The organism is Pseudarthrobacter sp. NamE5 (assembly GCF_005796225.1).
In the GTDB taxonomy this organism is placed as follows: Bacteria; Actinomycetota; Actinomycetes; order Actinomycetales; family Micrococcaceae; genus Arthrobacter.
On record NZ_VAHO01000003.1, the window covers coordinates 245,466 to 270,577 of the forward strand.

Here is a 25,112-nt window from a genome sequence, read left to right on the forward strand (position 1 = left end):
TCCTTCTATGCGTAAACCGCTTGCGCGTCACGCTGCATATTGAGCAGGCTTCGAGCCATCTCGTTCTCATCGCGTACATGGATTGGGCCGTAGTTGGTGAACCCTCCACCCGCGCCACCGCCGCGAGCAGCGAGGGTGCTGATGTCCGACCACTGTTGAGCCGTGAGGATCGCTTCGGGCTTCCGTGTGGCGTTCATGATCGAAGACAGACCCGGGTTCAGGACCCCGCCGTTATCGTGCAGGTACGGCAGCCCTGTGGAGCCGATGCCGTCGTCCTTGCCGCCGTTGCCGGTGACGAAGTCCACGGCGCCGTCCAGGAGCTTCTTGCCTGCACCGATGGCAATGTCCGCGATGAACCCTGCCGCCGGGAACGCTGCCTTGAAGCTGTCCACGAGCCCGTCCACAATTGCCGCGATAGGGTTCCATCCGCCCTTGCCAGCCTCGCCGCCACCGTCAAGGTAGGGCGAGGGGTTTACGAAGTTCGGCCAGCCACCGTTGAACACCATGTAGTGCAGGTGCGGCCCGGTGCTGTTGCCGGTGGAACCGACGTCGCCGATCCGCTGACCGCCCCGGACCACGTCGCCCATACTCACGGCGAACCGCGAGAGGTGGGCGTACCAGGTCTGGAGGCCGTTGGGGTGGTCGATGTGGATCTCGTTACCGCCACCATGAGCGGACCAGCCAGCGGATGACACGCGGCCCGGCCCGGCCGCCACAATCGGCGTGCCAGTTGGCGCGGCGAAGTCGATACCGTTGTGCCCGCCGTGGAACGGCTGCGAAACAGTAGACGCCCGTAGCGGGTGAACAAGCCCACCCTTCGCATAGCCCTCGCCAAACATGGCCCGGACCCTAGCGATGGACTGCCCTGCAATTGCGGCCTTATTCATCGCATACAAGCGGGCGCGTTCTAGCGGGTCGCGCATCACCTCGGAAACGTAAACGCCTTCACCGCGCCTCATTGGCACAAGCTGATCGTCACCGTCCCGCCACGACGACTGCCCAGGCAGAATGCCGCCGCGATAGAACCCGGCAGGCAACTGTACATGCGGGATGTCGGGGAGGTTTAGGAAGTTTCCGATCCCGTTCAGCCCGTCAATTAGGCCCTTGTTGATGACAGTATCGACAACGAACTTAACCGGGGCCTTCGCTAAATCTTGGAGTTTGCCCCAGGCCTCACCGATCCACTTGACGCCCTGCTCGAAAGCTTTAGGTACGTCCTTCGTGATGAAAGTGGATAGGTTATCGAAGACCGGCTTGACATGCTTTTCCCACATCTCGCGAGTCCACTTGCTGATGTTGTCCCAGTTCGCCCAGATAATCGCCGCGAGCCCCAACACGGCACCGATTACCCAACCAATCGGACCCATAGCCAGCAACCAAGCACCAGCCATACGAGCGCCATGAATGAGCGCCTGGGTGGACATTACGAGCCACGCACCCACCACGACAATGCGGCTGGCAATCATCGCAGCCGACATAGTCCCAGCGGCGAGTGCAGCAGCACCAAGTATCCCGATAAGGATGCCAATCGCAACCGGGCTGCCCGCGAAGGCCGTCAACATCGGGCTAAGGAACGTGATTACATTAGCGATCGCATCAGCAACGAACGTGAGCACCTGCACAAGCGAAGGGCCAAGTACAGCGACAATCGGGGAGAGGGCCTCTAATAGATGCCCGAACGAAGCAGCCAAGCCGGGCATGTGCGGCGCCATGGCGAGCACGCCGGCCTGCAAGCCCTCCATGAACGTGACCAGCCCGGCTCCGAACGCGGCGTCTGAAAACGCATTGAATATTCCGCCGATAAACGTACCCGCGATCAACCCGCCAAGACGCAGGAACTCAGCCAGCGGCCCCGCCCCGTGGATAAAAGCATCAGCGATAGGACCTGCCGCAGCACGCAACCCCTCAGCACCCTCTGCGGCACCCTTGAAGATCGTTGCCATAGTGGACTGAAAGACCCAGCCGTTCATGGACGCTTCAACGTCCCGTAGCCCAGCAGCCAGCCCGCCAAGTGTAGAAGCGAACCCGCCAGCCTCAGCCGCACGGTTCAGCGCGGCGAAGATCCCCGAAACCGAGGACGCCACAGACCACAGATCTTTAAGCCCCTGGATGCCGTCTTGGATCCACCTGTCCAGGCTGCCATCAGCAGCAGCGCCCTGGATGAACTCGTTAAAGCGGGTGGCGATGACGGCGACGAACTGGGCGATCATCGGCATGTACCGCATGCCGACCACGCCCAGCGTCGTGAAGGCAGCCACCACGGGGCCGATGCCGGTATTCAGGATCTCAGTGCTGGCGGCGATGCCCAACAGCAGGGACTCAAGGACCCCGTTACCGAGCGAGCTCTCCAGAGCCTGCATGAAAATCTGAGCGCCGGCGCCCACAGCCGAAGCAATAGCACCCACACCCGTAGCCAGCTGCGGCATAACCGAACCAGCAAGGGAAAGTAGCGGCGCAGCGAACCCGGTGAAGAAGTTCTCCTGGGCGATCAGTCGGATCCCGCCAAGCTGCTCTTTCACGGCCAGCAGCGCACGAACGGCTTGCTGCGCGGCTGGGGTGAGTTTCCCCATCGCCTCGACCGACTTCTCTGTGGCGCTTGCAGCGGCGTCAGCCTGCTGCAACTGTACGCGCTCCAGCGCTCGGTGAGCATCCGCCACGGACTCCGCAGCGTCACGCTGGGAACGGGCAGCATCAGCCGTAGCCTCGGCGATGGCTTCCTGTGCCTCCACGACACGCTCGGCGCCTTCACGCTGTACCTTCGCGGCTTCGGCCACGGCGTCCTGGTGAGCCTGTACGGAATCAACCGCAGCTTGGCGGGCATCAGCCAAGGAATCCTCGGCCTGCATAACCTGCTTATTGCCGGCGACGCCTTCCTTGGTGGCCTGCTCATGCTCCTTCCGAAGTTCCTCGGACTCGTCCTTGGCTGTGCGAAGCCCGAGGGCGGCTTGGTCAAGGTCCAGCTGCAGCCGGCGCATTTCCCGCGAGCCCATAGAAGCGCCGGAAGCTACCCCTGCGTTGAACTTGAGTAGGGCTTCCTCGTAACGGAGGGCCGCTTCACGCTCAGACAGCCCCGCCCGCTCAAGCGAACGGTTCAGATCATCCAGCCGCTCGACCGCCTCGGCCCGTGCGTCGTTCAGGTTCTGCTGTGACTCGAGGACCTGACGGTTAGCGCGCTCGACGTCCCTTTCGGCGTCGGCGACACGGCGGACTGCTTGAATCTGCTGCTCGGCGTTCTGCTCCACGACGCGGGCAAGGGTGCGCTTGGCGTCCTCCACCCGGGCCGCGGCATCGACGGCGACCTCTGCGGCGTTCCGCTCAGCCCGTTCGATGGAGCGAACAGCATCGGCCCTTGCCATAGCATCCAGCCGTGCGTTGCCGACAGCCTTCCCGGATTCCTCTGTCGCGGTCTTCAGCGCCTCACCGACGCCGGAGAACGCCGTAACCAGCACGCCGGCGCCGGCAGCTGCAGCCATAAGGCCAGCCGGCACGAGAGCCGCGACACCAGCCAGGGAGCGGAGGGAAGCGGCGAACGTGACCGCGCTGCCCGTAGCGGCGAGCAAGCCCGCTCCTGCAGCACCAGCGGCCGGGGTGATCGCTGACAGGCCCGCCACGATCTTCCCGGCGCTGGAAACGAACCCCGACGCCATGCCGTCGCCCATGGACCGGCCAGCTAACCTCCCGGCCGCGCCGGCGGCTGAATTAGCTTGCTGCGAGATAGACCGCTGCAACCCGGTAAAGACGGGCTTCACCAGGACTTCGGCGATACCGACGACGGGCATGGCGTACCTCGAATCTTTTATTTAGATGTCAGTGCTGTCGAACCCGAACTGGCCCACGAACGACTCGGCCCACTGCCTGTCGGCGTCCTCGATGGCCCGCTCGATCTCCGTGCGAGGTCCCGGGAATGGTTTCACTTCGCCAGGCTCCCCGCCGGCTGTGGCGATCAGGACCTGCTTGATGCCCTTGAGCGCGTGCAGGATCTCCCGCGACAGGTGCGCGTTCAGATCAAACTCAGCAACCCGAGGCGCCCACTCAGTTGCCGGCTTCGGCATCGCTGCGAGATGCGCGGCATACTCTTTGTCGTTGACAATTGCCTCGTTGAGCCTCGAAGCCCCGGGAAGCCCGTCGATCAGATCGAGCAGGCCAACCCAGCGCCCCTGCGCGTACCACTCCGCAAGATCCACGCCATAAACCGATAAAAGGTCGGCGCGGATCTGCGGGCGGAAACGCCCAATCAGCCCGCGGAGGCGTTGCCTTCCCCCGCTTTGCCGTAGATGTCCTCGTAGTACTTCGTCGCAGCCTGCATCACCGTGGCGAGTTCAATGATCGAGAGCTTCTCGGCCTTCAGAGCCGCGGTGTCTTCCTCAGACAGCCACGTGCCGATGACTGCCCAGTTCGTCGCGTTGGTGCTGAGCTTCGAGAAGATCTCTTCGGCCTCAACGGATTCCATCGCGTAGACGTCCGGGAAGGTGATGACCTTCGAGTTGGACAGTGCCATCTTCAGCGGCTCGGCAGTGGTTACTTCCTTGCGGAGCTTCGCGAGGGAAAGCTGAACGTTCGGGGTGTCAGACATGGGGTTACCTCCGGGTGGTGGTTGGTGTTTATGACAGGGGACTGCTGCCCTGCCGCTCTGAGCTTGCGAATCTCCCGACAGCAACCGGTAGCGAACCGTACTGCCATGCGGACAGGTCAAGGCCTGCCCATCGGCTAACAGGGAAGCAGCGTCGTTACTTACTAGGGGTCTGAGTTGCGTCGGCTTCCTTCACAGCTGCCGTCTTGGCCTTCTGTTCGGTGAAGCCGTCACGGCGAAGCTCTGCAGCCTCGGAAGCGATGGAGGTTTCGATGGTCAGGCCGTTTTTAATGAAGCGGGGCATAGGGGACTCCTAAGAACGCGGGCGGTGGAAGAGGAAAGAGCGGGTCGCGCCACCACCACCCGGAAAAGTGGCGCGACCCGCAGTCTGGTTAGGCGCCGGCCTGCGTGAAGCCCAGGACAGCCTTATGAGTCACGGCAGCAGTACCGCCGATGTAGTGCCGGACCGGGGTGCCGATCTCGGTGTCCGTGAAGACGTCGAAGGTCAGGGACTGCGAAACAGCGTCGCTCGTGCCCCACGTCTGCGAGTCGGTGGAAGCGAGCTTCACGCGCCCGTAACCGCGGCCGATGATCCAGTTCTCGGCGGCGGGTCCGTCGGAACCGATGATCAGCAGGCGGTATTCCTTATCGACGGGCAGGTCCGGTTCGTTGATGACGATCTCGCCCGTGGTGGTGGACTGGGTCACGGCGGTCAGGTCTGTGCCGTAGATCAGTTCCAGCATGTGACGACGGCCGGTCTCCAGCGGCGTCATGCTGATGCTGCGGGCCACCTCGGTCACGTCAGAACGGACAGGCCCGGCATAACCGAACGACGTCACATCCTCCTTGGACACGTCGCGGCCAAACTCGTAACCATCCGGGGTGACCATGCCAATAGGCAGCCAGCCGGCAGCCTTCAGGTCCGTGAGAGCGCCTGTGGTGTACAGAGTCTCCGGCAGGTCAACGGTGATCGGGGCGAGGAAAGCCACAGCCTTCTGGATTTTCCGGATAAGAGCGCGCTCGTCAGCACCCTGGCGGATTGTTTCAAAAGTAGGCATAACGGGTAGACCCCTTTCAAGGGCATAGGAATTATTTGGTCCCCGAGCGGGGTCTAGTTGATGGGCCGCGACGTAACCAGGAACGTCGCCGCAGCCCTATTGAGGGTGTCGGACTGGTAAGGGACATCGTCAGGCGCCACCACACACTCGACCCTGTCGAGATACCCGGACGGCGTTTCGATGTCAGCCCCGCAAACGAAAGCCGTGATGGACTCAAGAACCCTCACGGCCTGCTCCCCCGGCGCGTAAACCTCCACCACACGGCGGTCAACCCGGTCCACGAAACCAACCGTGCCGCCCTGCGCGCCATACACGTGCGCGACCGGAAACGGATCCTCCATCTGGCCGTAAGAGTCCGCCTGTAAGTGGTACACAGCCCGCACACTCTCGCCGTCATGGACCGAACCATCGATCAGGTCAAACAACGCGGCACGGGTATCAGGGAACACCCGAACATCAGTCACCGGCGCCCCCTAACACTCATAGCCGCCGCCACACGCAGGAGAACGGTGTCACGCCAATCCCGCCAATGCGGCTGCGACTCACGAACCACAGCACCGGCGCGCCGGTCATTCGCCCACCCAGCCGTCACGGTCTGGCTCGCGGCCTCATAGGTGGAGTCGCCAACAGCGTTCGCGTTGCCGGCCATCTGCTGGGCCACGCTCAGCGTTGCGGCGCGTACCTGCGGGGACTGCGCCAACTCCCGGATCCCTGCCTGGCGGGGTTTGTACTTGCTCACGCTCTCACCAGCCCAACCTCGGAACCGAACGGCCACTCACCCGGGCGGCCCTCCACGCTCCACTCGCCAGCCATCCGCTTCCCATGAGGAACCCGGATACGATCAGTGGAAAGAAACGTGAACCCCGGGGCCCGATACAGAACCGCCTTGCTATCCACAAGGTCCGACCGGTCCACCGGGTCCGACGTCGCCCGAGGACCGATAAGGCACGCGGTTACGTGGAGCTCAGTCACTGGCAGAGGGTTGCCTTTAGCGTCCCGTCCGCCGCCGCGCAGCACCGTCACATCAGTCAGCCACGACTTCGGAAACATCTTCAGTGGGTTACGGCCAGGCTCGTGATAATCACCCGGGAACCCGAAAACGACGACCATCAGCCCGCCTCGTAGATCGGCTCGCCCGCGATGTCAGCACCGCAGGAACAGTACGTAGCCCCGAAGTTCAGATTGCACCAGGGACGATGCTCAGATGTGGCTGGTCCAGCGATCGGCACACCAAACGCCTGCTGCTTACCGGCGCCGAGGGCCTGCTTTTCCTGCTTCGTGAGGTAAAAGTCCCCGTTAGGGTTGGTGGGCTTCCCACCGAACTGGAACGGACCGCCACCAACCTGGAAAGACTCCAGCCCCGCAGTATCCGAAGCCCCGGCCTCCATAGACCGCTTGACCACCTGACACAGGATCCTGCGGCGGGTGGACTCTGTAGCCCCGCCCGCCGCAGGGACCATATCGAGGATGAATTGGCTGGCATCCTCGAGGAGGATCGTTGCGTGCGCGTCAGCCCCCGCGGGGAAGTCCGGCCAACGTTGCTTGAACTCGTCAAGCGTGGCGAACGGGAACGGCAGGACTTCCACCACAGGAACCTCCTACTTGGCGCTGCTTGCGCGGCGGGCCGGCTTTTCGCCGGCCGATGTCTTTTCCTTGGTGGGCTCGTAGTCCGGGCCAAGGTTCTCGGCTTCGGCCTCAGAAACGTTCACCACGGAACCCGAGAGTTTGTTAGTGAACCGGGGCATTAGACGGCGTCCACGATCTTGGAGAAGCGATCCGCGAAGACGTACCAGCCGTAAACAACCTCGAGGCGAAGCGCGATCTGGTTGTTGCGCTTCAGGTCGCCCTGGCCGTCCGGATCGCCGAAGCGGATCAGTTCGACAGGCAGTTCACGCTGGATGCCCCAACGGATGCCGTTCTGGAAGTCACCCACGATGGCGCGGACCTTGGTGTCCGCAGCTTCGGGGGTACCGGAGACGGTGTTGCCCTGCGCCGCGTTGATGCCAAGGATGGACGTGATGTCCGTCCCGAAGCCGAGGTTCGGGTACCGCTGCACACCGGACGGGGAGCCGTCGGCGTTCTTGGTCTGCAGGTTGGACAGGGACCATGCGAACTTGGGGTCGATGGCAACGCCGTTGACCCCCCAGGACGTCGGCTGGTTCAGCAGCAGACCGACTGCGGCTCGAAGGTCAGCGTCAGCGTCAGCCGTTGCGATTTCCACGCTCTTGGTTGTCGCGGTGACGTAGTTGTCCCAGCCGGTGATGACGGATCCGGTCAGCGGGTTGATGCGGTGGTAAGCGCCGAGGTCCAGTGCGCGGGCAAGTGCAACCTGGCCGGCGTCGCCGAGCTGGGACAGAATGCTCAGCTGGTAGTCCTCAGAAGCCCACTGGACTTCCTCGTTGAACCGCATGGTGACCTGAGCCTTGTGAGGCTTGGACTTCACGGAGCCGAAGCCGCCCGTGGTGGACGCCTTCTGAGCGCCTTCCTCTACGAACTCGGCCTTGGGGAAGTCGTTGAAAGTGATGTACTCAGTCTCACCGAAGCGCTGCGGCTCGCGGGCCGAAAGCTTGGCGATAGTGGAAAGGGTACGGGTTTCCTTGATCATGCCGTCCGCGATGTTGCGGGGCAGCATGACCTTCGTTTCGTTGGTACCGAAAACAGCCATTTCAGGGCCTCTCGTTTAGTTGTTGCCGAACAGGGACTTCACGGCCTGCCGTTCAGGGCTGTCCGGGACGACGCCGGGTGTCCGCTCCTGGCCGGGAATGACCGGTGCGGAAGGTTTGAGCAACGAGGCAATATCGTCGGCGTGGGCTTCAAGTTCTTCGCGAGTGTTGCCACGAAGCGCGGACGCTGGGACGCCCTTAGCTTCGGCAACCTGGGACACGATCTGTGCCCGTTCCGCTTTCGATTCAAAGTCCTTCACCTTGCCGTCAAGCTCAGTGTTTGTGGCTTCAAGCTCAGAGATGCGCGACTGGAACCCGTCAACCTGAGCGGCTTTCGCCTTAAGGTCGTCGTAGTCCGCAAACGATGTCTTCACTCTCGCCACCCGGTCCTGAATGATCCGGTCAAGGTCGGCCTGTGTTGCCGGCGGCTTGAACTCGGATACTTGACCGTTGGGTTCTCCCGCTGGTGCGGTATTCGCGCCGGGGTCAACTTCCATGACGGCATCGCCAAAGGTGAGGCGGTGAAAGTCAAGGAGCTTTTGCACGCCACCGGGGGCGGCAATGTCAATCCCATGCAGCAATCTCTTGGGCATTCTGGATGCACCTTTCCGTTTGGCCCCGTCGGGCATGTGAACCGCGCTACGGGCGCGTACCGCTTCACGGGAGAACCGTGGAAGATCCGTGGGTGTGGACCCCGTCGCGGACGAGGTCCGGGAACTCGCGGCGCATAGCTGCCGCCACAGCCTTGATTTGCGTCGATCCAGCAGCATCACGCGCCGCCTCATACTTCGCCAGGTAGTCATCCGGCAGGTAGGACTCCGGATAGTCGGATGGCTTGGCGATCCGAACCACCTGGCAGTCACAATCGCCGTGGTAGTCGTCGCCGTAACCGGTGCCCTTGCCGTCGCCGGCGGACTTCACTGTGGCATAAACAGCGTCCCGCGAGGCCAAGACCAGGCAGAAACTGCACGTCTTGTCGCCTGTGGGCACCCGCGCATAACGGACGTTCTCACGTCGTGCGTTCGCGGCGATCGTGGACCTACCGGGCTGTTTCACATACTTGTCGGTGGCGACCAGTAGCGGGGAGAGCATCGCCGTGGGCTCGGGAGTCCAGAGATGCCCGGCAAGGTACCGGACCTTCGCCTCGATCGCGCCAGTGGGGACGCCGGCAGCGAGTGTCGCTGTGAAGGCGCCAGTGGCGCCCTGAGCGGTCCGCATCTCTTCGTAGAACTCGGCGGCCATGGTCGCCGCAACGTCCCCGTACTGCGCCACCAGGACCGGGACGAACTCAAGCAGCACGTCCCGGGCATGCTCCGGACGGTCGAGGTCCAGGGAGGCGAAGAAATCCGCCAACAGGCCCTTGACTATCCGGGCAAGCTCGCTGTTCGCCAGTCGGTACGTGTCAAGCTGTGCCCGCTCCACCATCAGTTACCTCCCGTGGAGCCTGCGTAGCCGCCAGCATCTGCTGTACGAGCGACGCGCCGGAGGCCCGCTTCCTCTCGTCAGTGAAACGCGCAATCTGGTCGTCGTCGAACACGGTCTCCAGAAGCACGCTCGAGTTCTTTAGGTCCTTATTGGCGCCGGCCATCTTCACGTAGGCATCAGCGTTAGCCGACGTCGAACGGAACTCCGGATCCGCGAACACGGCAGACAGCTTCCACGCCTCCCGGGGCGACTCCGTCAGCCCGTCCCGCACCATAACAGCGAGCTTGGCGATGTCCACGACAGCGGGCCCGTGAATGTACTTGTTGTGATACGTCGCGTCGATCAGCAGGTCATGCTCGGCAGCCCGGATCGCCTCTGCGCTGGCAGGGTTGTCATGAATGACACCCAGCGAGTTCAGCGGAATCCCAGTTTCACCGGAGAACGCCGAAGCCACAGTGCGGAGCATGTCCGAGTGCGGCATCATCGTGGCCTGCTGCAACTGCTTCAACTCCGGGACGTTTCCATCCGCGTCCCGAGACAGCGCCAACAGTCGATCCATTGCCAGCTTGAACTTCTTCGACTCGCTCAGGCCCTCCGAGGCGTCTGCCTCCATGCCCAGAACGGCCAGCTGCGGGGAGCTGTAGAACTCCGCGTTACCTTCCATACGGACGTAAGCGCGGACCGCCATGTCACACAGAGCCATCACAGGGCCCGTGATCCGTGACCGACCAAACGGCCGGTTCAACTGCGGATCATTCGTGACCGGGCGGACCAACGTCCGGCCGATCCTGTTCGGCGTACGCTCAGCCCGCCATCCGCTGCCAACACGGCTACACGAAAGAATGAGATCAGGCAGGTACACGATGAATTCGGAAGGCTTATCGCCGTCCATCGAACCGATCGTTAGGGCTGCGGACACGCGACGCTTGCGACGGTCCCAGATAGCGGCGGACGACTCCGCAGAGTGCCCCTGGATTTGCACCGAGGCTTCCCCGACGTCACCCTTCGCAACGGTCACGAGAGCCATACCGTGCTTATTGGCCGAAACGATGCCCTGCCCCAACTCCAGCGCGAAATTGTTCGCAGCCAGGATCTCGCCAAGCCCGAACGGGTCATCCGAACCAGGAAACCGCAGCCCCTCAAACTGGGACCGCATCGCCGGCTTACGGACGGCCATCGTCGCCCAACCAAGGTAGAACTTTGCCGCTTTCAGCTGCGGCGGGAGCGTCAGCCCGAGATCCTTGAAAGCCTGCTCCGCGTCGAAGTACAGGGACCGCTTCAAGTTCTTCGGCCGCCGCCCATCCCACACCGACAGTAGCTGCCGAATAGTCGACATCTCCGCGTCAGTGACATTCGTGATCCGCAGCGCGCTGATGTCATTGGCGGTCCAAGAATTCACAGGAACACCGCCTTTCTGCCTGGCCTGCGTTTGGTTGTCTTTGCGCCCCAATGGGCGAGCGTCACGGCATCCAACAGGACGACGCTTTCACCTTCGGGCGCGTCCCAGCCGAAACCGCCGGTCGTGCCAATCTTTCGCTTCACCGCGGCCTTCACCTGGCCGTCGAGTACCTCTTGCCCGGACTGCGTAATCTCCTTGGCCGCCAGCCCTGACTCGAACATGGAGTGCGCGGCGACGACCTGATCAGTACTCGGCGTGATGATCACCGACGCCGGGACCTTCTCGTCGCGCAGCGCCTGCACGAGGTACCCAACACCAGCCTTGCCGTCGATCACGATCTGAGCCGCATGGTCAGCCCGTTCAAGGAGCCACTCGACAAGCCACGCCGTACCGTCAGCCATCGAAGCGAGCCGCACACCCTCAACATGGATCGGACCGCTCTCCGGCCGCAGGGCAGCTGCGAGGCCGACCGCGGAACCATCCACGGCGAACCGGACTGCGTACACGCGCCGACCATCCGACGGACGGGCCGCCGGGGCAATCTCCGCCGCCTTCCACTGCTTCAGGTTGATCGCTTTCTTCGCAAGAGCCACCTCATCCCAAATACCGAAAGCCTCGCGCTTATAGCTCTCGTCCGAACCCAGCAGCTTCCGCATACGCTGGATCGCCGCGTCACTCGTCCGGTGTGGATAAGACGGGTTCGCCTTCGCCAACTGCTTCCGGTCCTCGAGGCTCGCGTCCTCATCCGCGGAGACCTCCACGTAAAGCGTGTCAGGGTCGCCTTCCAGGGCAGCCTTACGGACGTTGCCGAACACCTCGCCCGGGTCCTTAGGCCGGGGCGGGGTACCCATCATGAACACCAAGCCATTCGGCGCCGCGTTCGTCGCCGGCACCATGTCCGACATCGCGTCCTCGGTCAGGATCTGCGCTTCGTCAAGCACAAGGATGTCGACCTCATCGAAGCCACGGCCGAAGCCAGATTCACGGGCGCCGAACAGTATCCGCGAGCCGTTCTTGAACGTGATCTCCTGCTCACCGTTCGCAGCCCGCACGTTCTCGATATAGGAAGCGATCTTCGGCTTCCGAGACATGCCCTGCATCTTCTTGAACGTCTCGTTATGCGTCCTGGTACGGTGCGCCGTCCAGATCACGGTCAGATTCGGAAAGATCGTGCACAGAGCGAAGACAATCGCCGCGATCAGGTACGTCTTGCCAACCTGGCGAGGGATACTGAGGACCACGCCACCGATACCGGCCGCGTACAGCCCGTTCTCACGCTTGGCCAACGCCAGGCGCCCAACGCCGTCCTGCCAGCCGTCGAAGCCCATGCCCATGGCCTTCGCCCTGTCACGAACCGCAGGGAACCCCGTAGACACGATGCCGTCAGGCTTGCAAATATGCCGGGCTACCTCAGATAGCTTCCTCTGACCACTCTTCATCGCCGGAGATGTCACCCTGCGCGGCCTCCTCAACCTTCTGGCGCTTCAGAGCGTCAATCTCCTTGCTGATCTCAATCTGACGACGAGACAGCGCGGCAAGGTCGCGAGGGGAAGTGTTCTCGTTATCCAGCGCCCGGGCAATCACCCGACGCATAGCAATCAGCTCCGCGATCCGGTCACCCGTCTCCGCAGCCTCCAAAACCGTCTTCGGCTCCTGCTTTTTAGCCGGCTTCTCATCCGGACCCACAGCACGCAAAGGACTCTTTCTTTTGACCATGGCCGGACACCTCCTCAGAGGGGCTGTGTGGAAAAAATCGCGGGGAGAGATCGCTGTTGCAGGGGTAGCGACGGGGGCGCCATATGTGGGGGCCTACCCCCTGGGATACTTTCGCAACAGCGTTTGGCGTAACTTCTTATCCGGAGTTATCCACAGGTCACCAGTAGCCGTCGTTGTCAAGGTCTACCGTCTCAATGACTGGCCTAGCTTTTCTCCGCGGTTTCTTGTCGCCGATGGATTGGTTGCAGCGGCGACATATGGTGACCGTGTTTTCGAAGGTGTCTGGTCCGCCTTGTTTCCACGGGATGATGTGGTCCGGCTCCGGGCTGTTGGGGCGGCGTGAGTATTCCCAATCTAGGCTGACTCGGCAGCGGGGGCATCGGGTTAGTCCGGCTTCCCTGTCGTGGTCTAGGCGTTGCTGCCTCACACGCTTCCACGTGGCTGTGCCTGTGCGTGAAGTCGTCACGCCTACTCACCGCTTCCACAAGTCGCCTGAGCGTAATCGCAGCTGGTTATGGATACGCGGTAGAGCTTGGTTTTGCCGGCTGCTACTTACTCGTTGCCGCCTTGGAAAGTGCCGGTCCAATGCGCACGCCACTTTTCAAGGAAGAGCGCATGGTGAGACGAACTTAGGGTTGAGATTCTGGTTCGCGAGCTGCTGTCCACTAGCCTGAAGCAATCTTCGTCGGGGTCTCCCGTCGACAGTTCCTCAGAAAAGTCCTCGATCTGCACGGCAAATTCCGAAATCGGGAGGGTGAAACACTCCATCAGGTTTACGTAGCCCTCGCCCACTTGAGGAACGTCGCCGAGGTACAAAGCAGTGTACGGCGTAAGCGATGTGGGCCTACTTCTAAGGTTCCTAGCAAGGTCTGGAGGCTGGAGGGCGGTGACGTCACGGACCGGAAGGAAGTTAAGATGCGTGACTTTCGACTTGCCGCTGCCAGTTCTTTTGTCGAGGGCACAGTTGTAGGTTACGAGAAGAGCTGGTCCTGATCGACTGGATGTATGGATGTCTGGAACTGGGACCTCAAGGAAGATGTCACCCTGACTAAGCCATTTCGCTGGTTCTGCAAGTAGCATGCAACTTGGAAGTTCTACCAGCCGCTGTCATCAGGGGGTGCCGGGATATACCTGGCCTGCCTCGCTGGCTTGTCCTCCAGCGAGAATGTGGTCTGAACGTTAAAGGTAGACACTTTGGGTTCCGGTGCGGAAGCAACTTCCGGAAGGAGGACCCGAGTCATCTGTAGGCTCCAGAAGGCGGATGTCCTGCGCAGGCTTTCAGCAATGTCAAACGCTTCCGCCAACGGGTTGCCACTAACGCGGTATGGCGCGGGCAATGCAATGGTCATTTGGAAATCAACCCCCTTGTCGCGTCGGTGATGCATGCTTCGAAAACGAAGTTCTTAGCATCTCGTGCCTCCTGGAGTGCTCCTAGAAGGCTTTCATGGAATCCTACATCAGCTAAATCCAGGGAAAGGGACTTTTGAATATCTATGTCAAGGATTAATTCGGGCGGACCCTGAGTTCCATCTGATCTGGGTTGAAGGACGGAAGTGATGGTTGCGATCGCCCCGAACATCGAGAGGGGGACTCGCACTTGGCTGAACATGGAGGCCAGCGCCTGCGGCAGATAGGCGGGGACGTCGACGGAGATACGAACGTAGTCCTTCAGTTCTGTGGCCCGGTCGGGAAGTGGAATTTTATTGATCGTGCGAACCCCAATAGATTGAACCGACGATGGCTGTGCGGTCCTTTGGTACCTCGTCCAGTGGTCGAGGGCTTCTTCGGAAAATTGTTTCCAGTGCTCATAGGGGGGAAGCCAGGAAAAGATGAAGCTGTCTCGATGGGCCTGAACTACCCGCTTCAAGTCATGCCGACGGAAGATGTAACCAACTTTTGATGCCTCAACTTTGTTGATGACCTCTGTATCGACTAAAGAAACTTCACCGTCGAAGGCGATGGCCTGCTCGGCGGGCCCATAGCCATCCTCGGCCGTTAGAAGTGTCTGGAGGTCATCGACAGCGAGGGTGTCTGCAGGTGTGACGTGAATCTGCAGGATTGCTTCGACGATTGGGGCCTTTGGATAATCAAGGGGCAGCTGCACTAGGTTGCCCAGCTCTCCCCACTTAGACAGATCCGCGTCTTGCGTCAAATTTTTATCCTGGCCTTTCGCCCGCTCGTCAAGTAGGTCCACCCTACTGAACAGACTATCGCCTTAGGAACTGAAAACTTGAGATTGAGACCGGGAGGTAAGGGTTGTCTCATCTGGATAGACATGAGCAAAGCCCCGGAGGGGGACTCCGGGGCTTTGTCTCATCTGGATAGACATGAGCAAAGCCCCGGAGGGGGACTCCGGGGCTTCAGTAGTATTTGGGTAGACCTTTGGCCTGTACTCCCAGTTTAACAGGTTGATGCGGAGAACTACAACCGTGTTCTTTGTTCGGTGGCCGTTGCTCTTGCGGCGCGTTCTCGTTTCCGCCGCTTGACCCATCCGGGGTTCTTGTAGGTCCCTTTGAGCCACCATGAGTCGCCTGTCAGGGAGGCGCCGAATGGGTTGCTGAGCCAGACTGCTGGGACTGCTGGGTTTGTGAGTTCGTCAACGCATTCTTGGCAGGCGTCCGTTTCGGCTGGCTTGAAGCTAAGTGGGACGACGACTTTGACTAGCGCGCCGCATAGGCCGGCACGGTAGTGCTGGGTGTCTTCAATGAAGTAGGGCTCGGTGATAGTGGGTTCGGTGGCCGTGGGACGTACCGCGTGGATTATGCCAGGTTCATCCGCAATAACGGGGTGCCACTTGCGGCTGACCGTGTCGCGGGCAAGCGCGTAGGCAGTGAGGCCGACGAGGTGTTCGTGGTGAGTCATGCGGCCTGCCCGAGGGTTTCGGCGAGGTCGTGGATGTCTGCTCCTGCCCATGTTGTTCCGCAAGCGCCGCAGCGTGCTTCGTGGCGGGTTGCGGTGATTGCGGTGTTGCGGACGTATTCGTCCTGGTCCCATGTCCATGCGTGGGTTGCTGCGCAGGCTGGGCAGGCTCCGCGGACTTCGATTCTTGGTGTTGGGCTTATGAGACTTTCGATGGAAGTAGCCCAGGTGGTGGCAGTACGGAGGCAGGTCTCGATGCTTCGGCCTGTGGTGTCTGCCAGGGTGGAGACTGCCCATTTCTGGAGCTTTGTTTCGGGCAGCATGTTGGTGTCGTCTTTGCCGGTGAACGCGATGAACCTGGTCGAGAGTGTCTCGCGGATTTCAGACCAGAGTGTGACGGCGTTGATGGCGATGGGGGAGCGGGAGCCTGTGGACTTGCTGCCGCCGGATCGGCGGTTTCCTGATGCCTGTTCCTGACGGAGTTGGGTGAAGAGGGACAGGACCGTGAGGTAGGAAGTCTTGCCGGTGTGGGGGTCAGTGTGGGTGACTCGGTGGTTGCGTGTGAGGCGGTGGACGGCGTCGTTGAGCTGCTGCTCGGTCATGGGCTTGTCTCCTGCTGTGGTTGTGAGTGCGGCGGACGTATGCAAAAGGCGATGCCGTAGCGGTAGTCGTTGGGTCCGAGGGTCATGCCGGTTTGGCCGTGTCTAAGTTCGATTTCGTTTTCCATCACTGGCCTCCCGGCAGGGGCGAGCCTTTATCCAGGGCCATCGAGTAATGCCCCCAAAAGGACAGTTCCGCGATGTTCGTTGAGCCGTTGCGGTTCTTTGCCACCAACAAAGCAAGGTCCCCCTTGTTCTCTCCCATGATTTCCCTGTGCAGGAGCATCACCACGTCCGCATCCTGCTCGATGGCCCCTGATTCCCGCATGTCGCTGATCTGCGGCATCTTGTCTTCCCGTTGCGTGCTGCCACGGTTCAGCTGGGACAGTGCGATGACCGGCACCTTCATTTCCATGGCAAGGATCTTTAACTGCCGGGACATGTCAGCCACGAACTCCTGCCGCGGGCGTTTATCGCCCGGGGCCTGGGCCATGAGCTGCAGGTAGTCCACGACAATCCCAGCCAGGGGTTTGCGGCGGTGCACGGACCGGGCGAATCGTTTGATGTCCGTGATCGTCACCCCTGACCTGTCGTCCACGAACAGTGGGACATCCTGCCACGCTGCACGCCTGTTTCGGATCTTCGCCCAGTCGTTGTCTGTAAGCCGGCGCTCAATGAGTCGACCCAGGTTGATTTGCAGGTCCATGGCCACGGCTCGGATCTGCACGTCAGACTCGCTCATTTCCAGTGACGAAAACGCGACTGATCCGTTGTCCGTCAGTGACCGCGCCAGTTGCAAAGCAATGACAGATTTGCCCACAGAGGGCCGGGCGGCGACCACATACAAGCCGCCGGGACGCAGGCCGCCAATGATGTCGTTCAGCGCATTCCATGGGGTAGGGACCTGGTTGGGCTTCTCACTGAGTTCGTCAATGGTTCGGTCAATAGTGTCCCCAAAGGAGAGCACAGGGGTCGTGGTGGCTTTCGATGTTCCATCAACGGCTTTCCTTGCGGCCTCCACAAGCTCAACCTCATCACCGCCACTGCGGGCGAGTTGAGAGATGTGCTTGCCGGCCTGGTCGAGTCTGCGGAGCATCGCTGCCCGAGACACGATGTCTGCGTAGTAGCTCGCGCTGGAAGCGGAGGGCACTGCCTGGGACAGCTGATGCAGGTAGGCGGGACCACCCACTCGGGTGATTTCACTTTCCCGCGTCAAAGTAGCCATGACCGTGATCGGGTCCACCGGCTCACCCTTGCTGTGCATGGTCAAGATAGTCCTGTAGATCGTGTCGTGTGCTGGTCGGTAGAAGTCCATGCCTGTGAGTAGCTCGGATACCTCGCTGATGGCTTCGCGGGACAGGAGCATCGCTCCCAGCACTGACTGCTCAGCTTCAACGTTCTGCGCCGGGCCCTCAAGCTCATCCATTGCTTGCCGCCTGGTGGAACTCACGTGACCATGGGCTGGATGCTGCTGGTTTAGGCGCGGCGCCAGGCGTTGCTTTGATGAGCCAGTTGTTGAATGCAGCGTCCCAGTTGCTGGCTCTCCTGTCATTGGCTAATGCGTGGTTCCGGAAGGTCTCCGCTTGTAGCTCCAGGTCGAGGTGCTTCTCGCGCGCTTTCCTTTGATGTGCCTCTGTTGGCTTCCAGTCAGTCGGCAGAGGCCGAGCCGGGGAACGGCGAGAGAGCTTTTTTGTAGTTGTAGTTGTAGTTGTAGTTGTAGTTGTAGGCAGGGGGTCGGCTTGGGCAGCATTTACCCTAAACAGTGGGGTAACGGCAGGGGCAAGCCCGAGGGTAAATTCAGCCATATCCGTACCCTTGCCCTTGACCAAGGCCAGGACTTTCTCCTGCCCGAAAGCAGCCCATCCCGGGAACTCCTCATAGAGGCGCTGCAGCTCAAAAGTAACTACCTCACGAATGCGGGCAGAAGCGATCGCCCCATAAGCGTTTACCATCGAGATAGACAGCTTCGGCTGCTTCAGAAGGCCGTCGTGGCGCAGGAAAGATCGCACGAGGATTTCTTCTGTCTCCTCGTCGAAGAAGATGAACCTTTTGGCCTGCAGACCCTCTGCAGCCTCCCTGACGGCTTCGGGTGTGGCATCGGCCGTCATGGCCGCGAGACGTGCTGGCCTCCAGTCGGCGACCCCGGCGTAGGACAGCGTCGGGTGCGTCATCAAGAGATGGTATAGATGCTGCTGGGCCGTAGGCAGGTTGCGCCAGTCCTGGTCCGTCCATATGCCGGTGTTTATGTTTGCTCGGTCCCGCGCCATCAGCTGCCACCGTCAGCAATTGCGGCTGTTACCAGCGCCGAACTTGTACCCAGACCTGCCGCGATCTCGTCAACTGTCAGGCCATGGCGCCGTGCAACGCTGATGTATTCGTCCACTGTCCGGCGGCTGGATCCAGGGTCGTTTCGGGCATGGACGAGGAAGTCCATGGCAAGCATCTTTCGTCGCATCGCAGGTTCGATAACGAGGTCGGGGTGTGCTATCGGCGCCCCTGTGGTGTTAGCCTCCATATGGAGCCTCCTCTGAGAAGTTGTGAGGTGTTCCTACCTGATAGCCCCGGAATGTCTTGGCGGATGGGCCGGGGCTATCGTGTGCGACAAGCGCCTGTGTTGGCGGTGGCAGAGGCCTTATGTGCCGCATCACGCTGTGCTCCCACTCCGAAACTGCCCCGCTCCGCGGCGTTGAAAGTTGATGTCGAACTCCGTAAGGGCAGCTTCTGGATGGTTAAACACGGCATTGAGGACCGTGGTGTGTACTTTGCATGAGCTGAGGTTGTCCTCGAAGCTCATTCGCTTGATACGTGCCCGGACGGGGTAGTGGGACCAGTCAGGCCGGAGGGAAACGACGTAGGCGGCCAAAGCCTCTGCCTGACGTTCGTTCATCGGGACTGACTGCGTTGCGACTTCTGGTGCTGTGGTGATGGACACGGTTAAGACCTCTTCTTTGGATTACTTGGTGGGTTGCACCCCAGGTCACCTCTCCCGAATGACCAAGGGCGGGTCGGGTTTTCAAGAGCTAATTGCCGGATTCGACCGTTCTGGTATCAACTTAGTTTTCGTTGAGTTCGCTTTTGGTGTGGAGCAATGCGGCTTTTGCGTCGGTCTTAGTGCGGAACCCCCCGAAGGTCACCGCACCGCACGTTTCGCAGCTAGCTGCGTACCCCATCTGACGACCGTCGTGCCCGTATGAGCCACGTTCTACAGTGAGCACTACGTGACGGTCACGTTTGTCCATCAGGCGGCCCCAGTCTGCTGCCGGGTCTGCTCCTGAAGCCACGTTTCGACATCGCTCACCCTGTATCGAACGGCTTTTCCGACTTTTACGAACTTCGGGCCAAGCCCCAAGTAGCGCCAGTTAGCGAGGGCCGCTGAGCTCTTACCCAAGCGTCTTCCCAATTCGATTGAATCCATTAACTCGGAAGTCACGGCGGTTCTCCTTTCGAATAACAGGAGATCATCTCGATCTCCCATTACTCACGTTACGTCACGAACTTTCAAAGCGCAAGACGTACTTCCAGAGATCATTTCGATATGAGAGACTAAAGGGCATGAGCGACAAAAAGAACCCTTTGGGGCCGACCGGCGAGACAGTGCGCCGGAATTTCGTGCGGCTTAGGGGAGGTATGCAGTACAAGGAGTTGGCCGAGCGCTTGGCAAAGATTGGAAGGCCGATTCCGGCTCTTGGTCTTCGCCGCATTGAGGCGGGGGAGAGGCGAGTAGACGCGGATGATCTTGTCGCTTTGGCGGTCGCATTTGATGTTTCGCCTCTAACGCTCTTGCTTCCTGCTGACGGTGCTTTTGATTTGGCCTCACCGATGACGGGCGTTCCCGACAGGGAAGTCGCCCACAACACACAGTGGTCTTGGGCGCTCGGCCGGGAGCCCCTTGAGCTTGTGTCGGGAGGGATGTCACGAGAGGCAGATGAACAGCAAAAACTCTTCCAATTGCGTTCAGTTCCAGCAATCGACAATCGTCAAATTCCTGGGCTACCGCTCGGTAGGGACTACGACTTAGCAGAAGAGAACGACAGGATGAGGCGCCTTGCTCGCACGCAAGGATTTCTTTTCGAGGACGAGCCTGGCGAAGAGCCTTTCTGGAACGTTCCTGCTGACGAAGGGTCCGGTGAGTAATCATGGCGACCATCGAGGCCTATCAGACGAGTCAGGGGAAGCGTTACCGTGTGCGTTACCGGAAGCCCGACCGCACGCAGACGGACAAGCGCGGGTTTCGGACAAAGCGGGACGCTGAGCTTTTCTTGGCTTCAGTCGAAGTCTCCAAGGCGCGCGGCGAGTTCATAGACGCAACAGCTGCCAAGGCACTGATTGGGCCGCTTGGGGACGCATGGTTGGCGCGGCAAACTCATCTCAAGCCTTCGTCATACCGCCCAGTTGAATCAGCCTGGCGGAACCACGTCCTGCCCGCGTGGGGAAATGTCGCCGTTGCTGACGTCCGACGGACAGCGGTTCAACAGTGGGTTTCCGAGATGTCGTTGGGGGACCCGGAGGCGCTACCGCCCAAAAAGCCCAAGGGGGCAACCCTTGTGATTCGGGCGTATGGGGTGCTGGCGGCGGTCCTTGATGACGCTGTGAGCGACCGCCGGACTCTTAGTAACCCTGCACGAAGCGTAACGCTGCCGCGGAAGGTGAAGAAAGCCCACGTCTACCTCAATCATGATCAGGTGCACGAGCTTGCAGCCGCTAGCAAGTACCCCACGCTGGTCTTGGTGCTGGCGTACTGCGGGCTGCGCTGGGGCGAAGCGACGGGGTTGCGCGTAAAGCACTTGGACATGCTCCGGCGGCGGTTCCTAATCGAAGAGAACGCGGTGCAAGTTGGTTCCGTGATCGAAGTGGGCACTCCGAAGAATCACAAGAAGCGCACGGTGCCCTTTCCTCGGTTCCTGGGGGAGCATCTGGCGCGGCAATGTGAAGGTAAAGGGCGGGATGATCTAGTGTTCCCCGGTGAGAACGGACACCACCTACGTCTTGCCCGCGTCCATGAAGACAATATGAGCTGGTTCGCGGGGGCCGTGAAGCGTGCTGGCATTCCGAGGATCACCCCACACGACCTTCGCCATTCTGCGGCGAGCTTCGCGGTGTCGGCGGGAGCACATGTAAAGGCGGTCCAGAAAATGCTTGGACATAGCTCGGCCGCCATGACTCTGGACGTTTATGCGGACCTGTTCGACGGGGATCTGGACAGCGTTTCCGACGCCTTAGATAACGCTGTCTCTCAGGCGAGTGTGGGCAAAATGTGGGCAGCAACTTGATTCCGGGCAAAGCAAAGGCCCCGGTTCCCTTTACCTAAAGGGGAACCGGGGCCTTGCTACCTGGCGGTGACGGTGGGATTTGAACCCACGTTGGCTTTTACACCAAACAACATTTCGAGTGTTGCACCTTCGGCCGCTCGGACACGTCACCAACCTCAATAGGGTACCGGAGCGAGGCGCACATCCCCAAAACGGAGCGGCCGCGGCTGTCCGCGAACCTCAGCACCCGAGCATTGCCGGCCGGGCACTTCATCCATAATGTCGTACCCCTCACAGATGATGTTGTTATGGACATTTTGGCGGCGGGTGCAGCGGCGGTGATGGAGGCTGTCCACACCTCCCTTACCGGCCTCGACGCGCTGTTCCTGGAAGATGCCCGGCTCGACGCCGGCGGCCCTGCTGCTGACGCCACCGGAGGAAAAGTCTCCGGCCCTGCCACTTCCGGTGCCGCCGGTTACGCCGCCGTTGACGTGATACAGCGGAAGTTGGACAACCGGCTGGAGCGGCTGGCTTTGACGTCGCGGCTTGAAGCGCAGCTCGCGGCAGTCAAAGCCCGGGACGTCGCGGAGATCATGGAACTGCAGCAGGCGATGACCCCTCCTGGTGCATCTTTGGCAGACCGCTCGTTTGACGAGGTGTCTGTCGTTGAGGAGATAGCCGGTGTGCTCACAGTAAGTTCGGCCTCAGCCGGGGCATTGGTCATGCAGTCCCGAAAGATCTGCTCCCTTCCGCCAGCCATGAACGCACTGGCCTGCGGTGCCATCTCCTGGATGCACGCCAGGATCATTGCTGACGAGACCGAAGGCCTTGACCGCTCTGGAGCGGAGGCTCTTGTGGCGCACTTTTTCAACCCTGACTCGCCGAAGCCCGCCCGCGCAGCTGCGCCGGGTGAGTTGATACCGGCCAGGTTCCGGCGCAAAGTCCGGGTTTGGCGGGAACGCCACCACCCCGAGACCCTGGAGAAGCGACACGCGAAAGGCCGTGCCGACCGGCGGATGGAGTACGCCCCGGACCGTGACGGCATGGCGTGGGTCTCGCTGTACCTGCCCGGGGACACGGCCTGCGCAATCTGGAACAAAGCCACGGATTTTGCCCGCGGACTCCAGGGCCCCACCGAGCCACGCACCCTCGCGCAGCTGCGTTCTGACATCGCATCGGGCCTGCTCCTCGGCGGGGGAACCGGCCAGGCTGCGAACGGTGACAGTAGGGGGCATATCGATGGGGAAGTACCAACGCCCCGCACGGAAGTACTGGTCACCGTACCGGTGTTCGCACTGCTCGGCCTCACCGATGAACCTGCCCTGCTCGATGGGTACGGCCCCATCCCCGCTTCCATGGCCAGGAAACTTACTTCGGACGGTGCGGGTTCCTTCTACCGGGTTCTGGTCGACCCTCGCGATGGTGCCCCTTTGGAAATAGGACGAACCAGCTACCGGCTGACCAAAGCGATGCGGAAGGTGCTGCAGCTCCGCGACGGCAAATGCACCTTCCCCGGCTGCAGCAACCACTCCCTTGACACCGAAACCGACCACCTCACCGCCTGGCACCACGGCGGAACCACCGGCATCAGCAATCTCGGGCAGCTCTGCCGTAAACACCACCACCTTAAACACGCCAGCGGCTGGACCCCGGGCCGGGCACAACAGAACGAACCACCTGGCTGGACGTCCCCCACCGGACGGTATTACCCGGCGGAACGCCATGATTGGGAATCACCTCAGTGGCCACCAATTCCGGAAGCCACAAGGGAATACGATGCACCAGCACACACTCAAAAGGCTGGTTTACATCCATCCGTAAGATTGTCTCCGGAAACGTCCCCGTCAAGACTCCTGGATCCCGATGTCTTTGCGCCGGACGATCCGGTGTGGGAAGACTTCTACGCGATGCCCATCAGGCTGCCTCAAGACCCACTCGCGAAATGGGAACCGGATCCGGTGCCCATCTAGCGATATGCCAGGCCGTTGCTGCGCTGGACCATGCACATGTCCGTCCCGACCTTGCCTGTTCCCGCTGGAACGTGCGCCTGCAATGGGACCCGACATCCGTCGTCGAACTTTCCCAGGCCCGCCGTGACGGCTAGATTCATCAGCAAGATGACTATTGAACAGAGTTCCACCCACGCAACCGCCTATTGGACCACAGGCAAGGAACACGGCGAGCTCCGCACGGAAGAGCTGCCAGCTCCCGGTCCAGGTGAGGCGCTGGTCCGTACCCTTTACTCCGGCATCAGCAAGGGGACCGAAATGACAGTGCACGCCGGCGCTGTCCCACCCAGGGTGGCCGATGCGATGCGTGCCCCTCACCAGGAGGGGCGGTTCCCCGGGCCGGTGAAGTTCGGATACCTCTCTGTGGGAGTTGTCGAAGAAGGGCCGGAGGGCTGGCCCGGGCAGCGGGTCTTCTGCCTCAGCCCCCATCAGGACCGCTATGTGGTGCCCGTCAGTGACCTCACCAGGATCCCCGACGACGTCCCGTCCTGCCGTGCGGTCCTCACCGGGACCGTTGAAACCGCCGTCAACGCCCTGTGGGAGGCGGGCCCCCGGTTGGGAGACCGGGTTGCGGTAGTGGGTGCCGGGCTGGTGGGCGGGATGGTGGCCACCCTGCTGCGCACGTTCCCCCTGGAACGCTTGCAGCTCATTGACCTGGACACAGGCAGGAAACCGCTTGCGGACACCTTGCGCGTGGAGTTCACGCACCCGGATGACGCCCTCGCCGACTGCGACATCGTTTTTCACTGCTCCGCCTCACAGGAAGGCCTGGAGCGAAGCCTGCAGCTTGTGGGCGACGAGGGGGACGTGATCGAAATGTCCTGGTACGCCAACCGGGAAGTCACCCTGCCGTTGGGGGAGGACTTCCATGCCCGGCGCCTGTCCATCCGTGCCAGCCAGGTAGGAGTGGTGGCACGGGCCCGTCGCCACCGCAGGACCAACTCCGACCGTCTGAATCTCGCCGTCTCGCTGCTGAGGGACCCCGTGTTCGACGCTTTCATCACCGGCACTTCGCCGTTTGCCGAGCTGCCCGGAGTGGTGCAGGACCTCGCCCACGGCCGGCTTGACGCGCTCTGCCACGTCATCGAGTACCCCAGCGGTGCAGACGCCGGGTCATAGGCGCCGTAGAAGACTTTACGTACCCCACCTAAGAGACCAGAGGTAGCCCATGTTCAGCCTGACCGTCCGCCGTCATTTCATGATTGCCCACAGCCTTCCCCGTGAGGCATTTGGGCCCGCGCAAGGACTGCACGGGGCTACGCTTGTTGCGGAAGTGACTTTCCGCCGTCGGAGGCTCAACGACAATGCCATTGTGTTGGACATTGGCGCCGCCGGCACCATCATTGAAGAGGTCCTGGCCCGCCTGGACTACCGGAACCTGGACGAGCACCCCGACTTCGCGGGCAAGTTGACCACCACCGAGGCTTTGGCTGAATACGTTGCCCGGGCGGTCGCGGACAGGCTGAAGGATGACGACGACGGCGGCCGGCTTGCTGGTATCGACGTCACCCTGCGCGAAAACCCGGATGCCTGGGCCACTTTTGCCCTGGACCTCACCGCCTGAC

General features: G+C 61.3%; 29 protein-coding genes and 1 tRNA gene. 5 read left to right on the forward strand and 25 right to left on the reverse strand.

Features of this window, described 5'->3' with window-relative positions:
* Nucleotides 1–5: 5 nt before the first annotated feature.
* The 24 genes from FDW84_RS19475 to FDW84_RS19260 form a co-directional block, all read right to left on the reverse strand.
* The gene (locus tag FDW84_RS19475) at nucleotides 6–3,779 is read right to left on the reverse strand and encodes a peptidoglycan DD-metalloendopeptidase family protein (protein ID WP_205754729.1); all 3,774 of its coding nucleotides are present in this window, start codon (nucleotides 3,777–3,779) and stop codon (nucleotides 6–8) included.
* Nucleotides 3,780–3,800: 21 nt separating this feature from the next.
* Complete coding sequence (locus tag FDW84_RS06415; protein WP_138607662.1) at nucleotides 3,801–4,184, reverse strand: hypothetical protein; 384 nt, start codon at nucleotides 4,182–4,184, stop codon at nucleotides 3,801–3,803.
* 50 nt (nucleotides 4,185–4,234) lie between these two features.
* Nucleotides 4,235–4,573 (reverse strand): hypothetical protein, encoded by a 339-nt coding sequence (locus FDW84_RS06420; RefSeq protein ID WP_138607665.1) that lies wholly within the window; start codon nucleotides 4,571–4,573, stop codon nucleotides 4,235–4,237.
* A 154-nt stretch (nucleotides 4,574–4,727) separates the two neighbouring features.
* Nucleotides 4,728–4,874, reverse strand: a complete 147-nt coding sequence (locus tag FDW84_RS19245; protein WP_171046680.1) for a hypothetical protein — start codon at nucleotides 4,872–4,874, stop codon at nucleotides 4,728–4,730.
* A gap of 88 nt (nucleotides 4,875–4,962) precedes the next feature.
* Nucleotides 4,963–5,628, reverse strand: coding sequence for a hypothetical protein (locus FDW84_RS06425; protein WP_138607667.1), 666 nt, complete (start codon nucleotides 5,626–5,628; stop codon nucleotides 4,963–4,965).
* 53 nt (nucleotides 5,629–5,681) lie between these two features.
* A complete protein-coding gene (locus FDW84_RS06430; protein WP_138607669.1) occupies nucleotides 5,682–6,092 on the reverse strand; it encodes a hypothetical protein in 411 nt (136 codons plus the stop codon).
* Nucleotides 6,089–6,367 carry a hypothetical protein gene (locus FDW84_RS06435; protein ID WP_138607671.1) on the reverse strand — a complete coding sequence of 93 codons (279 nt, stop codon included), beginning with the start codon at nucleotides 6,365–6,367 and terminating at the stop codon, nucleotides 6,089–6,091. The genes FDW84_RS06430 and FDW84_RS06435 overlap by 4 nt, the downstream gene beginning before the upstream one ends.
* Before the next feature lie 370 nt (nucleotides 6,368–6,737).
* Nucleotides 6,738–7,217, reverse strand: a complete 480-nt coding sequence (locus tag FDW84_RS06440; RefSeq protein ID WP_138607673.1) for a hypothetical protein — start codon at nucleotides 7,215–7,217, stop codon at nucleotides 6,738–6,740.
* 9 nt (nucleotides 7,218–7,226) lie between these two features.
* Nucleotides 7,227–7,373, reverse strand: a complete 147-nt coding sequence (locus tag FDW84_RS19250; RefSeq protein ID WP_171046681.1) for a DUF7302 family protein — start codon at nucleotides 7,371–7,373, stop codon at nucleotides 7,227–7,229.
* Nucleotides 7,373–8,293, reverse strand: coding sequence for a phage major capsid protein (locus tag FDW84_RS06445; protein WP_138607675.1), 921 nt, complete (start codon nucleotides 8,291–8,293; stop codon nucleotides 7,373–7,375). Before FDW84_RS06445 ends, FDW84_RS19250 begins: the two co-directional genes overlap by 1 nt.
* A 15-nt stretch (nucleotides 8,294–8,308) precedes the next feature.
* Nucleotides 8,309–8,884 (reverse strand): hypothetical protein, encoded by a 576-nt coding sequence (locus FDW84_RS06450; RefSeq protein WP_138607677.1) that lies wholly within the window; start codon nucleotides 8,882–8,884, stop codon nucleotides 8,309–8,311.
* A 64-nt stretch (nucleotides 8,885–8,948) separates the two neighbouring features.
* Nucleotides 8,949–9,716, reverse strand: a complete 768-nt coding sequence (locus FDW84_RS06455; RefSeq protein ID WP_138607679.1) for a VG15 protein — start codon at nucleotides 9,714–9,716, stop codon at nucleotides 8,949–8,951.
* Nucleotides 9,694–11,115 carry a phage portal protein gene (locus FDW84_RS06460; RefSeq protein ID WP_138607681.1) on the reverse strand — a complete coding sequence of 474 codons (1,422 nt, stop codon included), beginning with the start codon at nucleotides 11,113–11,115 and terminating at the stop codon, nucleotides 9,694–9,696. Before FDW84_RS06460 ends, FDW84_RS06455 begins: the two co-directional genes overlap by 23 nt.
* Nucleotides 11,112–12,449: a terminase large subunit domain-containing protein gene (locus FDW84_RS06465; protein WP_205754730.1), complete on the reverse strand. Its 1,338-nt coding sequence runs from the start codon at nucleotides 12,447–12,449 to the stop codon at nucleotides 11,112–11,114. The genes FDW84_RS06460 and FDW84_RS06465 overlap by 4 nt, the downstream gene beginning before the upstream one ends.
* Before the next feature lie 76 nt (nucleotides 12,450–12,525).
* Nucleotides 12,526–12,831 carry a hypothetical protein gene (locus FDW84_RS19480; protein ID WP_205754731.1) on the reverse strand — a complete coding sequence of 102 codons (306 nt, stop codon included), beginning with the start codon at nucleotides 12,829–12,831 and terminating at the stop codon, nucleotides 12,526–12,528.
* Between the two features lie 157 nt (nucleotides 12,832–12,988).
* Entirely contained in the window at nucleotides 12,989–13,297 is a 309-nt protein-coding gene (locus tag FDW84_RS19995; protein WP_138607683.1) for an HNH endonuclease, read from the reverse strand.
* 86 nt (nucleotides 13,298–13,383) lie between these two features.
* A complete protein-coding gene (locus FDW84_RS06480; protein ID WP_138607685.1) occupies nucleotides 13,384–13,911 on the reverse strand; it encodes a hypothetical protein in 528 nt (175 codons plus the stop codon).
* 265 nt (nucleotides 13,912–14,176) lie between these two features.
* A complete protein-coding gene (locus FDW84_RS06485) occupies nucleotides 14,177–15,025 on the reverse strand; it encodes a TIGR04255 family protein (RefSeq protein WP_171046683.1) in 849 nt (282 codons plus the stop codon).
* Between the two features lie 227 nt (nucleotides 15,026–15,252).
* Nucleotides 15,253–15,693, reverse strand: a complete 441-nt coding sequence (locus FDW84_RS06490; protein WP_138607690.1) for a hypothetical protein — start codon at nucleotides 15,691–15,693, stop codon at nucleotides 15,253–15,255.
* Complete coding sequence (locus tag FDW84_RS06495; protein WP_138607692.1) at nucleotides 15,690–16,292, reverse strand: DUF7341 domain-containing protein; 603 nt, start codon at nucleotides 16,290–16,292, stop codon at nucleotides 15,690–15,692. The genes FDW84_RS06490 and FDW84_RS06495 overlap by 4 nt, the downstream gene beginning before the upstream one ends.
* A 124-nt stretch (nucleotides 16,293–16,416) precedes the next feature.
* The gene (locus FDW84_RS06500) at nucleotides 16,417–17,715 is read right to left on the reverse strand and encodes a replicative DNA helicase (RefSeq protein WP_171046684.1); all 1,299 of its coding nucleotides are present in this window, start codon (nucleotides 17,713–17,715) and stop codon (nucleotides 16,417–16,419) included.
* Nucleotides 17,708–18,460, reverse strand: coding sequence for a hypothetical protein (locus FDW84_RS19255; RefSeq protein ID WP_171046685.1), 753 nt, complete (start codon nucleotides 18,458–18,460; stop codon nucleotides 17,708–17,710). The genes FDW84_RS06500 and FDW84_RS19255 overlap by 8 nt, the downstream gene beginning before the upstream one ends.
* Nucleotides 18,461–18,555: 95 nt before the next feature.
* Nucleotides 18,556–18,804 (reverse strand): hypothetical protein, encoded by a 249-nt coding sequence (locus tag FDW84_RS06505; RefSeq protein WP_138607696.1) that lies wholly within the window; start codon nucleotides 18,802–18,804, stop codon nucleotides 18,556–18,558.
* Between the two features lie 129 nt (nucleotides 18,805–18,933).
* Entirely contained in the window at nucleotides 18,934–19,176 is a 243-nt protein-coding gene (locus FDW84_RS19260) for a hypothetical protein (protein ID WP_171046686.1), read from the reverse strand.
* A gap of 665 nt (nucleotides 19,177–19,841) precedes the next feature.
* Between FDW84_RS19260 and FDW84_RS19485 the strand changes: the two genes are divergently transcribed.
* Together FDW84_RS19485 and FDW84_RS06520 are read left to right on the forward strand one after the other, a co-directional pair.
* On the forward strand, nucleotides 19,842–20,423 hold the full coding sequence (locus tag FDW84_RS19485; protein ID WP_205754732.1) for a helix-turn-helix domain-containing protein: 582 nt from the start codon (nucleotides 19,842–19,844) through the stop codon (nucleotides 20,421–20,423).
* 2 nt (nucleotides 20,424–20,425) lie between these two features.
* Entirely contained in the window at nucleotides 20,426–21,559 is a 1,134-nt protein-coding gene (locus FDW84_RS06520) for a tyrosine-type recombinase/integrase (protein WP_138607700.1), read from the forward strand.
* A 61-nt stretch (nucleotides 21,560–21,620) separates the two neighbouring features.
* Here the strand turns inward: FDW84_RS06520 and FDW84_RS06525 are convergent.
* Nucleotides 21,621–21,710, reverse strand: a tRNA-Ser gene (locus tag FDW84_RS06525).
* A gap of 136 nt (nucleotides 21,711–21,846) precedes the next feature.
* Between FDW84_RS06525 and FDW84_RS06530 the strand changes: the two genes are divergently transcribed.
* The 3 genes from FDW84_RS06530 to FDW84_RS06540 all read left to right on the forward strand — a co-directional run bounded on the left by FDW84_RS06530 (nucleotide 21,847) and on the right by FDW84_RS06540 (nucleotide 25,111).
* A complete protein-coding gene (locus FDW84_RS06530) occupies nucleotides 21,847–23,508 on the forward strand; it encodes an HNH endonuclease signature motif containing protein (RefSeq protein ID WP_240721407.1) in 1,662 nt (553 codons plus the stop codon).
* 147 nt (nucleotides 23,509–23,655) lie between these two features.
* Nucleotides 23,656–24,666 (forward strand): zinc-dependent alcohol dehydrogenase, encoded by a 1,011-nt coding sequence (locus FDW84_RS06535; protein WP_138607702.1) that lies wholly within the window; start codon nucleotides 23,656–23,658, stop codon nucleotides 24,664–24,666.
* Nucleotides 24,667–24,715: 49 nt separating this feature from the next.
* A complete protein-coding gene (locus FDW84_RS06540; protein WP_138607704.1) occupies nucleotides 24,716–25,111 on the forward strand; it encodes a 6-pyruvoyl trahydropterin synthase family protein in 396 nt (131 codons plus the stop codon).
* Nucleotide 25,112 lies beyond the last annotated feature (1 nt).

Coding starts and splice junctions, on each gene's coding strand:
- FDW84_RS19475 (WP_205754729.1), bottom strand. CDS start 3,779: ATGCCCGTCGTCGGTATCGCCGAAGTCCTGGTGAAGCCCGTCTTTACC.
- FDW84_RS06420 (WP_138607665.1), bottom strand. CDS start 4,573: ATGTCTGACACCCCGAACGTTCAGCTTTCCCTCGCGAAGCTCCGCAAG.
- FDW84_RS19245 (WP_171046680.1), bottom strand. CDS start 4,874: ATGCCCCGCTTCATTAAAAACGGCCTGACCATCGAAACCTCCATCGCT.
- FDW84_RS06425 (WP_138607667.1), bottom strand. CDS start 5,628: ATGCCTACTTTTGAAACAATCCGCCAGGGTGCTGACGAGCGCGCTCTT.
- FDW84_RS19250 (WP_171046681.1), bottom strand. CDS start 7,373: ATGCCCCGGTTCACTAACAAACTCTCGGGTTCCGTGGTGAACGTTTCT.
- FDW84_RS06445 (WP_138607675.1), bottom strand. CDS start 8,293: ATGGCTGTTTTCGGTACCAACGAAACGAAGGTCATGCTGCCCCGCAAC.
- FDW84_RS06450 (WP_138607677.1), bottom strand. CDS start 8,884: ATGCCCAAGAGATTGCTGCATGGGATTGACATTGCCGCCCCCGGTGGC.
- FDW84_RS06455 (WP_138607679.1), bottom strand. CDS start 9,716: ATGGTGGAGCGGGCACAGCTTGACACGTACCGACTGGCGAACAGCGAG.
- FDW84_RS06465 (WP_205754730.1), bottom strand. CDS start 12,449: ATGGGCATGGGCTTCGACGGCTGGCAGGACGGCGTTGGGCGCCTGGCG.
- FDW84_RS19480 (WP_205754731.1), bottom strand. CDS start 12,831: ATGGTCAAAAGAAAGAGTCCTTTGCGTGCTGTGGGTCCGGATGAGAAG.
- FDW84_RS06480 (WP_138607685.1), bottom strand. CDS start 13,911: ATGCTACTTGCAGAACCAGCGAAATGGCTTAGTCAGGGTGACATCTTC.
- FDW84_RS06490 (WP_138607690.1), bottom strand. CDS start 15,693: ATGACTCACCACGAACACCTCGTCGGCCTCACTGCCTACGCGCTTGCC.
- FDW84_RS06495 (WP_138607692.1), bottom strand. CDS start 16,292: ATGACCGAGCAGCAGCTCAACGACGCCGTCCACCGCCTCACACGCAAC.
- FDW84_RS06500 (WP_171046684.1), bottom strand. CDS start 17,715: ATGGATGAGCTTGAGGGCCCGGCGCAGAACGTTGAAGCTGAGCAGTCA.
- FDW84_RS19255 (WP_171046685.1), bottom strand. CDS start 18,460: ATGACGCACCCGACGCTGTCCTACGCCGGGGTCGCCGACTGGAGGCCA.
- FDW84_RS06505 (WP_138607696.1), bottom strand. CDS start 18,804: ATGGAGGCTAACACCACAGGGGCGCCGATAGCACACCCCGACCTCGTT.
- FDW84_RS19260 (WP_171046686.1), bottom strand. CDS start 19,176: ATGAACGAACGTCAGGCAGAGGCTTTGGCCGCCTACGTCGTTTCCCTC.
- FDW84_RS19485 (WP_205754732.1), top strand. CDS start 19,842: ATGAGCGACAAAAAGAACCCTTTGGGGCCGACCGGCGAGACAGTGCGC.
- FDW84_RS06520 (WP_138607700.1), top strand. CDS start 20,426: ATGGCGACCATCGAGGCCTATCAGACGAGTCAGGGGAAGCGTTACCGT.
- FDW84_RS06530 (WP_240721407.1), top strand. CDS start 21,847: ATGGACATTTTGGCGGCGGGTGCAGCGGCGGTGATGGAGGCTGTCCAC.
- FDW84_RS06535 (WP_138607702.1), top strand. CDS start 23,656: ATGACTATTGAACAGAGTTCCACCCACGCAACCGCCTATTGGACCACA.
- FDW84_RS06540 (WP_138607704.1), top strand. CDS start 24,716: ATGTTCAGCCTGACCGTCCGCCGTCATTTCATGATTGCCCACAGCCTT.